Annotated in this window: 12 protein-coding genes; 5 read left to right on the forward strand and 7 right to left on the reverse strand. The window is 42.5% G+C overall.

What is annotated here, in order from left to right:
* Positions 1–47 precede the first annotated feature (47 nt).
* The 4 genes from dapA to H4J54_RS13590 are packed head-to-tail and all read left to right on the forward strand — an operon-like array spanning position 48 to position 4,264.
* On the forward strand, positions 48–1,058 hold the full coding sequence (gene dapA, locus H4J54_RS13575) for a 4-hydroxy-tetrahydrodipicolinate synthase (RefSeq protein WP_182191472.1): 1,011 nt from the start codon (positions 48–50) through the stop codon (positions 1,056–1,058).
* On the forward strand, positions 1,055–1,804 hold the full coding sequence (locus H4J54_RS13580) for a 2,3,4,5-tetrahydropyridine-2,6-dicarboxylate N-succinyltransferase (RefSeq protein WP_182191474.1): 750 nt from the start codon (positions 1,055–1,057) through the stop codon (positions 1,802–1,804). The genes dapA and H4J54_RS13580 overlap by 4 nt, the downstream gene beginning before the upstream one ends.
* 9 nt (positions 1,805–1,813) lie before the next feature.
* Positions 1,814–3,076: a PLP-dependent decarboxylase gene (locus H4J54_RS13585; protein WP_259367068.1), complete on the forward strand. Its 1,263-nt coding sequence runs from the start codon at positions 1,814–1,816 to the stop codon at positions 3,074–3,076.
* A 39-nt stretch (positions 3,077–3,115) separates the two neighbouring features.
* Complete coding sequence (locus H4J54_RS13590; RefSeq protein WP_182191477.1) at positions 3,116–4,264, forward strand: succinylglutamate desuccinylase/aspartoacylase family protein; 1,149 nt, start codon at positions 3,116–3,118, stop codon at positions 4,262–4,264.
* 130 nt (positions 4,265–4,394) lie between these two features.
* Here H4J54_RS13590 and yjgA read toward each other — a convergent pair whose 3' ends face one another.
* Entirely contained in the window at positions 4,395–4,928 is a 534-nt protein-coding gene (gene yjgA, locus H4J54_RS13595; RefSeq protein ID WP_259367069.1) for a ribosome biogenesis factor YjgA, read from the reverse strand.
* Positions 4,929–5,021: 93 nt separating this feature from the next.
* Between yjgA and pmbA the strand changes: the two genes are divergently transcribed.
* Positions 5,022–6,377 carry a metalloprotease PmbA gene (gene pmbA / locus H4J54_RS13600; protein WP_182191479.1) on the forward strand — a complete coding sequence of 452 codons (1,356 nt, stop codon included), beginning with the start codon at positions 5,022–5,024 and terminating at the stop codon, positions 6,375–6,377.
* Between the two features lie 119 nt (positions 6,378–6,496).
* On the opposite strand, the gene mgtE is transcribed toward pmbA, so the two are convergent.
* From mgtE to H4J54_RS13630, 6 genes are all read right to left on the reverse strand, one after another.
* The gene (gene mgtE, locus H4J54_RS13605) at positions 6,497–7,858 is read right to left on the reverse strand and encodes a magnesium transporter (protein ID WP_182191481.1); all 1,362 of its coding nucleotides are present in this window, start codon (positions 7,856–7,858) and stop codon (positions 6,497–6,499) included.
* A 509-nt stretch (positions 7,859–8,367) separates the two neighbouring features.
* Positions 8,368–8,646 (reverse strand): HPr family phosphocarrier protein, encoded by a 279-nt coding sequence (locus tag H4J54_RS13610; RefSeq protein WP_182191484.1) that lies wholly within the window; start codon positions 8,644–8,646, stop codon positions 8,368–8,370.
* 6 nt (positions 8,647–8,652) lie between these two features.
* A complete protein-coding gene (rapZ, locus tag H4J54_RS13615) occupies positions 8,653–9,507 on the reverse strand; it encodes an RNase adapter RapZ (RefSeq protein ID WP_182191486.1) in 855 nt (284 codons plus the stop codon).
* A 6-nt stretch (positions 9,508–9,513) separates the two neighbouring features.
* On the reverse strand, positions 9,514–9,972 hold the full coding sequence (gene ptsN / locus H4J54_RS13620; protein WP_182191487.1) for a PTS IIA-like nitrogen regulatory protein PtsN: 459 nt from the start codon (positions 9,970–9,972) through the stop codon (positions 9,514–9,516).
* A gap of 29 nt (positions 9,973–10,001) precedes the next feature.
* On the reverse strand, positions 10,002–10,289 hold the full coding sequence (hpf, locus tag H4J54_RS13625; RefSeq protein ID WP_146879615.1) for a ribosome hibernation promoting factor: 288 nt from the start codon (positions 10,287–10,289) through the stop codon (positions 10,002–10,004).
* 36 nt (positions 10,290–10,325) lie between these two features.
* Entirely contained in the window at positions 10,326–11,834 is a 1,509-nt protein-coding gene (locus tag H4J54_RS13630; RefSeq protein WP_182191489.1) for an RNA polymerase factor sigma-54, read from the reverse strand.
* Positions 11,835–11,881 lie beyond the last annotated feature (47 nt).

Genomic DNA, 11,881 nt, shown 5'->3' on the forward strand with positions numbered 1-11,881 from the left:
CTGTACAAGCGCCTAAAAGTTCTCCGAACGACAAGAGTTCGAGAGAAATGAATCAAAAAAAACCGATAGAAAATCACCTGATAACAGACCGACCTTTGGTTTGGACCGCACTGATCACGCCATTATTTGATGATGACGGCATCGACTATGTTAGTTTACGTAAGCTAGTGTTACAACAAAATGCGGCCCACAATGGCATTCTATTACTGGGCAGCACGGGCGAGGGCTTAGCGTTAACCGAGCAAGAACATTTAAGTATAGTGCAATACGTTTGTGCGATGACTTTACAAGTGCCGATAATGGTTGCTGTTGGCGGCTATAATCTTAACGAGCAACTGGCCTGGATAGCTAAATGTAATAAATTGCCGATAAAGGCTTATTTACTTACTAGCCCTATTTATGCCAGACCAGGGCCCGTAGGGCAAACCGCTTGGTTTAAAAGTTTACTCGATGCCGCAAACGTCCCTTGTATGCTTTATAATGTGCCCTCACGCAGCAGTGTTGAAATTTCCTTTTCGGCCTTACAACAATTACAAAACCATAAAAACTGTTGGGCACTGAAAGAAGCCAGTGGCGATCTTAATAAACTGCTGGCCTATAGAGAGCATTGCCCTAACCTTGACTTGTATAGTGGTGAAGACGCCATGATGCCATACCTTGCTAGTGCCAATGTTAAAGGTTTGGTGTCGGTTTGCGCTAACGTTTGGCCAGAAGCCACTCGGCAATATGTTGCTATGGCCTTAGCTCATCAACATGAAGGACTTTTTCCGCTTTGGCATAAAGCGATATCGGCATTATTTCAAGTGTCTAGTCCGATACCGGTAAAAGTGTTAATGGCTGAGCTGAATACTATTGGCTCTGCAAAACTTCGTCTACCCTTATGCCAAGCAGAACTTTCAGCGCAACACGGTTTACTCGACATTCATCAACAAATTCAGCAATGGTTAGCGAGTATCAGCAGCAAGCCTCTAGCTCAGCATCACACTACTGATAACATTTTAAGTGCACAAACCCCTCACCCTTTAGATTTAATTAACTTACGAGCAATAAAATCATGACTTGGCAACAAACATTAACAGACTTAGAAACCGGTAAAGTTCGTGCAGCAGAACAAAATAGCGATGGCACTTGGCAAGTCAATACCGCGGTTAAACAAGCCATTTTAGCGGCATTTAAAGCCGGAGAAAACACTGAGTTCGATGGTGTTTATCGTGGCTTTGTAGATAAGCATAACTTACCTGCACGCGAGTTCACCGTTGCTGATAAGGTCAGAATGGTGCCGGGTGGTTCATCGGTTCGTTGTGGTGCCTATGTGGCGCCAGGTGTAATTATTATGCCACCGGCCTATATTAATGTTGGCGCTTTTGTTGATAGCGGGACTATGATTGACAGCCATGCTTTGATTGGCTCATGCGCACAAATAGGCAAAAATGTTCACGTTTCTGCCGCGGTACAAATTGGTGGTGTGCTTGAGCCGATTGGTGCTAGTCCGGTGATTATTGAAGATAACGCCTTTTTAAGTGCTGGCGTGATCATTGTCGAAGGCATTGTCGTGAAAAAAGGGGCGGTTTTAGCCCCAGGCGTATCCTTGTCGGCCTCGGTAGCTGTTTATGACTGTGTCAATAATGTGATATTGGAAAAAGGTGCTGACATTCCTGAAAATGCGGTTGTGGTGCCAGGTACACGACCGGTTGCGGGTGATTGGGCTCAGCAGCAAGGACTTAACATGGCTTGCGCATTAATTGTTAAATATCGAGATGAAAAAAGTAATGCCGCTTTAGAACTTGAATCTGTACTGCGTTAGGATCAAAAAATGACTGCCATGTTGAATTCGACAACTAGGCCAAACTGGCTTAGACCTGCGGTACTTGCACCGCTAGCACAGCACAGTGAAGCACTTAAAAACAGTGTGGAAGCTGAGCAAGATGAAGACGGTTTTTTTCTTTACGATTTAGACTACCTTGAGCAACACTTGTCGGTGTTAATGCAACAAAAGGTGATTAAACTCTGGTTTGCTGTTAAGGCTAATCCCTTGTCCCGTGTAATAAGCACCTTAGCGCAGCAAGGTTTTAATTTTGATGTGGCGAGTCAAGGCGAATTAACGCAAGTATTAGCACAAAATGTTCAAGCCGAGCGCATTCTCAATACCGGTCCGGCCAAATCAAAGCGACAAATGAAAGCCTTTTTAAGCCAAGGTGTGCGCACTTTTGTCGTGGAGAGTTTGAACCAGTTGCAATGGCTTAATGAAGCAGCAATGGAATTGGCTTGCCAACCACAAGTATTATTAAGAGTACAATTACAGTGGCAAGAAGGTGAGAAAAATCCTTTAGGAGGTAATGAAGTGACGCCTTTTGGTTTATCTTGCCAAGAGTGGCAAACTATAAAAGTTAGTCACTTTTCGGCGTTAAATATTAATGGCTTGCATATTTTCCAATGGGGAAATATGCTCAGCAATGATCGGATGTTTGAGCTTTGGTCACAAATGGTCACGCCATTGTTATCGCTAGCAGAACAATTGGGTATGAGGTTAGAAGTCTTAGATTTAGGCGGTGGCCTAGGTGTCGATTACCTGCAAACAGGGCAAGGCCTAAGCTGGAAACAAATTGTTGCCGACTTAGCAAAAATAAAAGCGCAGGCAGGTGTTAGCGAACTCTGGCTAGAGCTAGGTCGTTTTGCCGTTGCTGACATGGGTTATTACGTGACTTCGGTTGTTGACCGTAAACAAAACTTTCAGCAGCAACAATTAGTACTTGCCGGCGGCATTAATCATTTAATTCGGCCGGCAATTACAGAGCAGCCCTTTCCTGTCACTATGCTTAGAGAGTCAGCAGCAAGCCCTTGTTATTTTGATCTACATGGCCCGCTTTGTACCAGTTTAGATAAATTGGGTACCTTGGCAATAGCCAGTGATGTTGATGTGGATGACCAATTAATTTTTGGTTTAGCCGGCGCATATGGGTTTACTGAAAGTATGCCGTTTTTTCTTTGTCATCAAATTGCCGCTGAATATGTTTTACAGCAAGGCAAAATTGAGCAAGTACGTGCAGCACAGCCTGCAGCTTGGTATTTACGTTAACCTAGTCAATAAAGTCGTTTGATTGGTAAGAGATTATTTATGAATTTAATCAGTAAAGAAGTGATGCATGTGGGTGAAATGGCCAGTGGTGCTGCGCTTACCGTGCCGGTTTATCGTATTAAGGGTAAACAGCAGGGGCCTGATGTTTATATACAGGCTAATATGCATGGCGCAGAAGTGCAGGGCAATGCGGTTATTTTTCAGTTACTAGAGCAATTAAAAACCCTTGAATTAAATGGCAGCATTACGCTCGTGCCTTATGCCAACCCTGTCGCTTGTAATCATAAAAACGGGGAATATACCTTAGGACGATTTGATCCCATTACTGGCGTTAATTGGAACCGGATGTTTCATTTTGATGCTGATATTATTGCGCCGTTTGCACGCGCGCATTTAACCGCTACTAATGCTGAAATTGAGCGCGCGTTTAAAGCGTTAATGCTGCAGCAAATAACCGAAAAGTTAAATCATAATATTTACGGCCTGACGACAGGGCAACGTATTGCCTTTCAACTGCAACGGCTAGCACATCAAGCTGATATTGTTTTAGATCTACACACTGGGCCGATTTCGAGTAAGCACTTATATTGTCCTGAATATGCCATAGCCAGTGCAAAGTACTTTGATATTCCCCATACTTTATTGATTCCTAACGACTTTGGTGGCGCATTAGATGAAGCCACTTTCTGTCCTTGGTGGCAGTTACAGCAGACCTTTGCTGCCCTTGGCCGTGACTTTCTTATAACTAAAACTCAGGCTAATCAAGGGCAAGATGTTATTATCAAAGAGAGTTTTACCGTTGAGTTGGGCTCACAAGAGCAGATTGATTTAGAGGTTGCCCGTGAAGATGCGTTAGGTATTTTAAGTTATCTGCAGTATCAAGGTGTGATCAATAGCCAAGATTACCAACCGAAAACTATGACGCGTTATAGCTGTATGTTAGCCGATTACAAGGCACTATATTCACCCATGGGGGGCATGGTGGATTACTTGGCTCAATTTGGTCAGCCTTTAGCGGCAGGAGAGCCATTAGCGCGTATTCTACGTATGGATAATTATGGTGATGGTGACCCACTACACTATATAACCTTAGATCATAGTGTCATACCGATTTTGCATTTTGCTTCGGCGAGTGTCAATCAAGGTACTGAACTTTATAAAGTATTTAGTAAGTTTAGTATTTTATAATCGTGCGTTTGAAAAAGCGCCTTGATTTAGCTTTAAATCAAGGCGCTTTTTTTGTGCCGTTATCAGGGCTATTTTTTTTAATAGCGATTTAAACTCTAGCTATTTAAGCGTTAGGTACTTATAGCTTTAGCTACTTAAAAACTACGTGTTCTTTTAAGTAAGTAAACAAGTCACGGTAATGTTTGCCAATTTTTTCAGCACTGTGCTCTTTTTTCGCCTGACGGACTAATTGTCTCAGCTTTTGCCTTTCCATGCTGTCGCATTCGGCTAACAAGGCTTCAATGGTGTCATTACCGTTTGCTATCAGGTCGTCACGCAATTTTTCGAGCTTTTCAAATTTGACCGACTCTTGTTGATGTTTATTGGCCATAACATCCATCGCCTGTTTAATCGGCTCAAGATCCATTTCAGACAGTATTTTCGCGACATGACGGACATGACGACGCATAGCTTCATGCTTATTGGTGATTTTATCTGCTAGCACCATAGCGGCTTTCAGTTCATCAGTTAGCGGTAGCTTGCTGCGTTGATGCTTCGACATTTTGACTATGATCAGGCCAAAGTCTTGCAGTCGATGCATTTCTCGTTTTATTTCTGATTTACTCAGTAATTCTTCTTCTAATTCATCGATATCGTTGGCAGAGTGGGGCATAATGTTAAGCAATAAAGTGATAATTACCTTTAGTATACAACAAAGCAGTATCAGCAAAAACATTCCTGTTGCATGTATCGATAAAAAGTGAGAAATAATTTACCTATGAGCGATTCAGATAGTATTCAAATGCAAATAGAACATGTGAAAAAACGTGTTAATGACGCCATGACAATGGCCAAATCACTCGGAGCCGATGGTGCTGAAGTAGCGATGAGTCGCCAACAAGGTCTTAGCGTGAGTACCCGTTTAGGCGAGGTCGAAAATGTTGAATTTACCAGTGATGGTGGGCTTGGCATAACCGTTTACAAAGACGGTCGTAAAGGTAGTGCTTCTACGGCTGATTTATCTGAAAAAGCTTTAAAACAAGCCATAGAAGCCGCGGTAAATATTGCTAAATATACCTCTGTTGATGAGTGCTCAGGTATGGCAGATAAAGATTTATTGTCGATGACGCCTGAAGACTTAGATTTATATCACCCTAAAGCGTTAACCACAGAGCAAGCGATTAGTTTAGCAAAAACCTGTGAAGACACCGCACTTGGCTATGATAAACGTATTACTAATTCAGACGGCGCCACATTAGAGAGCTTTGAAGGTTTTAAAGTTTACGGCAATAGTCAGGGTCAGCTAGTGGGCTATCCGAGTACGCGCCATAATTTAAGTTGTGTGATGATTGCCAAAGAAGGTGATGACATGCAGCGCGACTATGCTTATACCGTGAGTCGTGAGTTTGATGCTATGGAAAGTGCAGCCCACATAGGGCAACAAGCGGCTAAAGAAACATTATCACGCTTAGGTGCTCGTAAGTTAGCGACCGCTAAAGTACCTGTGATGTTTCGAGCTGATGTGGCCAATAGCTTATTTGGCCATTTTATTGCCGCGATTAGTGGTGGTAATTTGTATCGACAGTCTTCTTTTTTGATGGACGCCATTGGCCAACAAGTTTTTCCTGAATTTTTAAGCATCAGTGAACGCCCTCATTTGAAAAAGGCCTTGGCAAGTAGTGCTTTTGATGCCGAAGGTGTCGCTACCCTAGATCGTGAAATTATTACGGATGGCCGTTTAGCCACTTACCTGTTAACTAGCTATTCAGCGCGTAAGTTAGGCATGAAATCAACCGGTCATGCCGGTGGTATTCATAATTGGCAACTCGGCATGAAAGGCGCAGGCCAAGGCGGTGATTTTGATGCGATGTTAAAAACTTTAGGCACGGGTTTGTTAGTAACCGAGTTGATGGGGCAAGGTGTGAATGTAGTAACGGGTGACTATTCTCGCGGTGCAGCAGGTTTTTGGGTGGAAAATGGTGAAATAGCTTATCCAGTGGATGAAATTACCATTGCGGGTAAATTACAGGATATTTTTGCTGGTATTGTCGCTATTGGTAAGGATACCGATATGCGAGGCAGTATTCGCACCGGTTCTATTATTGTTAACCAGATGCAAGTAGCGGGCAGCTAAAAATAATAGAAGTTTGAAGTTCAAAGCTGTCAGCTGTCAGCTGTCAGAAAAAACAAGTGAACAGTAACTAGTTTCAGTTGTTTACTGACAGCTTTAAACTGAAAGCTTATCGCTATGGTTTATTGTCCTAGCAGCAAGGTCGCTGTGCCTAAAAATGCAAATATACCCACGACATCGGTAACTGTTGTCAAAATGACACTACCGGCTAATGCGGGATCTATATTCATTTTTTTCAACATTAATGGCACGGTAACACCAGCAATGCCAGCCGCCGTCATATTCATTAACATGGCAAAGGCAATGATGGCGCCCAGCATTAAGTTTTGCTGCCAAATTGCCACAACCGAAGCGATTAACACGGCCCAAATTAGACCATTAAAAAATCCAATGGCCAATTCTTTATAGAGCAAAATTCGCGAGTTACTTTCACCGACATGGCCTAAGGCCATAGCGCGGATAACTAAGGTTAAGGTTTGGTTGCCTGCGACGCCGCCCATGCTAGGCACCAAAGAGTTTAACACCGCCAAAATAGCCAGTTGATTTAAAATGCCTTCAAACATACTCGACACTGCGACAGCCATGAGAGCGGTGATTAAGTTCACGCCTAACCAAATAGAACGGCGTTGGGTACTTTTTAAGACCGGAGCAAAGGTGTCAGCCTCGTCATCTAGACCCGCCATACTCATCATAGAATGCTCGGCTTCCTCACGAATAATATCAATAACATCATCGATGGTAATACGACCCAGTAGTCGCGCTTCGTGATCGACAACAGGGGCAGAAAACCAATCGTAGCGCTCAAATAGCTGCGCGACATCTTTTTCATTCATATCGGCGGTAATGGCTTGAATATCTTTATTGATGAGGTCTGAGATAATGGTTTCTGCTTTGGCCGTAACAATGGCAGATAAAGATACTGAACCGAGGAAATGATCGGCTCTGTCAACCACATAAAAAGAGTCGGTTGCTTCAGGTAATTCACCGCGTAGTCGTAAATAACGTAGCACCACATCTACCGTAACATCAGGACGAATAGAGATGGTATCGGTATTCATGATACCGCCGGCCGTGTCTTCCTCAAATGAAAGAGCAGCTTCAACACGATGGCGATCTTGCCAGTCCATCGCGTTAAGCACTTCCTGATAAACTGTGTCAGGCAGTGTTCTGAACACTTCAGCTAAATCATCAACATCCATTCCCTCTGCAACGGCAGCTAGTTTTTCTGGATGAATGTTTTTCAGAATGCCTTTTCGAACTTCTTCGTTTAACTCTTCGAGCACATCACCGTGATGATCGGCATCAATAAGCTGCCAAAGTGCGACACGGCTTTTGGTTGGCGATGACTCTAATAATAAAGCGAGATCGTAAGCGGGCATGTCTTGCAATAGCTTGCGGACATGGACAAACATACCACTATCGAGGGCATCGTTAACCTGCTGAAGGCGTTGATGATTGTATTCTTGTTTAGAACCTTCCGGCATATATTCACCTTTTGCCGTTGTAAAACGAAAACTGAAAATTATCAGGGGTTGTTGAACTGACTTTAGTGCAGTTGTTTAGTAGGTAGGCTCAGCAAACACATGATGTGTCGCTGGCTACATAGAAGCGTAAACACGTTATAGCCATTTCAAACTAACACTATTATCTTAGGGTTTATCTAAAGCCACTGAAGCGAGTTCAATGTTAACCCAGAAAGTTAAACAGATCCTATTATGAGAGATAACTATTAAGGTTTGGTTATAGCAAATAAACATAAGCACCGATAGATTTGAACGGTAGTGCGACTCAGGAGACAAAGTTGAAAACGGGTATGCTTGAGTTATTTCGCTTATTCTAAAGGCTTTAATCTAGCGCTAAATTGGCTAGTATATTATTTTAGTCACTAGGGTTCGTTAATAATTATCCGCGTAGAGTTTACCGTAATCTAGCCGTTTTAGCAGCTTTTTTATTGACTTAAGCACGTACTTAACCAGGATAAAGCGCTCAGTTACTATTCGGCTTCATTAAATTTGTTACTAAAGAGTTGGCAAATTTCTGCTAGGGCTTGTTCAGCATCTTGGCCAGAGGCAATAACCTTGACGGTTTTACCTTGGGCGCCTGCCAGCAGCATTAGCCCCATAATACTATTCGCGTCTGCTCGGTTTTCGTCTAATTCAATAATGACTTTAGCGGTAAATTTTTGGCTTAATTGGGCAAGCTTTGAAGCCGCTCGGGCATGTAGCCCAAGTTTATTGATGATAAGTACATTGCGGCTCGTATGTTTGCTCATCTTAGCTTACGTGCCTTCAACGGTTAAGTCACGGTGGCGAGATTGTACATCTTTACGCTCTTTACGCATATTATTTGCCAGTAATTCGGCAATATAGACCGAACGATGCTTGCCACCCGTACAACCAATGGCAATGGTGATATAACTGCGATTATTACGTTCTAAGTGGGGTAACCAGGTCATCATAAAACTGTTAATTTGCCAAACAAATTTAGTCACAATAGGCTGGCTAGCCAGAAAGTCTTGTACCGGTTTGTCTAAACCTGTGTAGCCTTTTAGCTCTTTATCCCAAAATGGGTTAGGTAAAAAGCGTGCATCAAAAACATAATCTGCATCTTGTGGTACACCATGTTTAAAACCAAATGATTCAAACACAACCACCATTGAGCCAGACGTTTTACCCAGAATTCGTTCTCTCACTAAGTCAGCGAGTTGGTGCGGCGTTAGTTGACTGGTATTGATGTATAAGTCTGCCCGACTAGCGATGGGCTCAAGTAATTTTTTCTCCAAGGCAATCGCTTGGTCTAGCGCAATATTTTGCTTGATCAGCGGATGTAAACGTCGGGTTTCACTGAACCGGCGAATAAGGTCACTATCATCAGCATCTAAATACAGTATGCTCAATTCTACTGCATTGGGCAGGTATTCAATAATTTCGGGTACGTCGTTAGGATCGGCAGGCAGGTTACGAACATCGAGACTTACGGCAACATTTTCATAATCATTAATAACCGTATGGGTCAGTGCGGGTAACAAGTTGACAGGGATATTATCAACACAATAATAACCTAAATCCTCTAAAACACGCAGTGCAACACTTTTCCCTGATCCTGAACGGCCACTTACAATAATTAATTTCATCCGTGTTTAACTCGCTTGTTGTATTAACTGAAACAGTTCTTGATTACTTTTGCATTTACGCACTTGCTTGCAAAATTGCTTGTCACGAAAGATTTTTGCGATACTTTGCAGCGTACTCAAGTGGCTCTGGCATTCTTCTTCAGGAACGAATAAGGCAATAAAAATATCAACGGGACGATGATCAATAGCGTCAAAATTAATCGCTTGTTCTGTGGTAATAACCACGGCAATAGGTTTAGTAGGCGTAGCATTTTCTAGACGGCCATGAGGTATAGCAATGCCATTACCTATGCCGGTTGAGCCCATTCTTTCGCGCTTAACTAAGCTTTCTAAGAGCTGAAAAGTATCATGGCTGTCGAGTTTATCGGCGGCCAAGCGACTTAAATATTCTAATATACGTTTTTTACTGGCACCCGGTGCTGCACAAATAGTGCAGTCCGGGGTTAAGATGTCTTGCAACTTCATAAACTTCTAAGACCTGTAGCGAAATGGCGCTAATGTTTGTTGATTTTGCCTTTATATTTCAATATTTGGCGATCTAGCTTGTCAATTAATGCATCAATCGATGCATACATGTCACTATGTTGTGCCTTAGCATGAACTTCAGTGCCACTTAAGTGCACTGTTGATTCAGCAATCTGATTCTGTTTTTCTACCGTTAATACTACATGTACATTATTGATATGATCAAAATGACGCTCTAGTTTTTCAAACTTGCCATTGACATAATCACGTAATGAATCAGTAACATCGACATGGTGTCCAGTAAGATTAATTTGCATATACTTCAATCCTCTTTATTGGCTGAATAAAACTGCCTACAATAGGCTTTTACGTTGATTTGATGGCGGTATAGCAAGTGACTCTCGATATTTGGCAATGGTACGCCTTGCCACTTGTATACCTTGCTCTGCTAAAATATCTGCCATTTTACTGTCGCTGAGTGGCTTTGCAGGCACTTCGGCAGCCACTAGCTTTTTAATTAATTCTCGAATAGCCGTTGATGAACATTCGCCGCCGTTTTCAGTACTTACGTGGCTCGAAAAAAAGTACTTAAGTTCAAAAATTCCTCTAGGCGTGTGCATATATTTTTGCGTGGTTACACGAGAAATAGTTGATTCATGCATATCTACGGCTTCGGCAATATCGTTCAATACCATAGGGCGCATCGACTCAGGTCCGTGTTCAAAAAATCCTTGTTGACGTTGCACAATGCAATTTGAAACCTTTAAAAGCGTTTCGTTACGGCTTTCTAAGCTTTTAATAAACCATTTTGCTTCTTGCAAGTTAGAGCGAATAAATTGATTATCAGTAGATGACTTCATTGAACGAGACATAGCCGCGTATTGCTGATTAACCGATAGTTTAGGGGCAGTGTCAGGATTGAGCTCTACTGTCCAGCGGCCGTTTTTCTTTTCAACAGACACGTCTGGGATAACATATTGTTCTTCACTTTTGATGACGCTATCACCTGGACGGGGATCTAAGCTTTGTATTAGGCGAATAACTTCGCGTAATTGCTCTTCTTTCAAGCGTAATTTACGCATCAATTGACGATAATCGCGATTACCGAGCAAATCAATATACTCGCTGACGGCGATTTTGCTTTCTGCTAACCAAGGGGTATCTTTAGCAAATTGATTAAGCTGAATACGCAAGCACTCGGGAATTGAGCGGGCGGCTACACCAACGGGGTCAAATACGTTAATACGCTTTAACACCACTTCAATCTCATCAAGTTCTACACCATCAATACCGACACTCTCTAAGATCTCTTCGGCTGAAACCGTTAAATAACCTGCTTCATCTATGGCTTCAATAATGGCAATGGCAATGGTTCTGTCAGTGTCACTAAAGGGCGTTAGTTCCATCTGCCAAATTAGATGGTCTTGTAATGAGTCTTTCGTTTCACCTTGATAAGTATAATCTTCTGAGGCATGGCCAACACCGCCACTACTGACACCGGCACTGAAGTTATCATCCCATGTGCTATCGCTATTTAGTTCTTCGGGGATGTCTGTTTTTGCTAAACCTTCAGAGGAGCTAATTTCGTCTATCGAGGGAGTGGAGTCTTCGCTGCCATCAGAGGATGCTGCTGCTGAGTTTTCGCCTACAGTTACCGAATATCCTGCTTCTAAATGGTCAGGGGTATTTTCTGAATTGTTATCGTGCGTTTCGTCAACTTCAAGCAAAGGGTTACTTTCAAGTGCTTCTTGAATCTCTAGTTGAAGATCCAAAGTCGATAATTGCAACAGTTTGATCGCCTGCTGCAATTGCGGGGTCATCGTTAACTGTTGTCCGATACGGAGTTGCAGAGTAGGACGCATTTACGTTTTATTTTCCCTATTCAAATTCATTAATTCAATTGGTTTCA

Source organism: Colwellia sp. MB3u-8, assembly GCF_014076985.1.
Taxonomy (GTDB): domain Bacteria; phylum Pseudomonadota; class Gammaproteobacteria; order Enterobacterales; family Alteromonadaceae; genus Cognaticolwellia.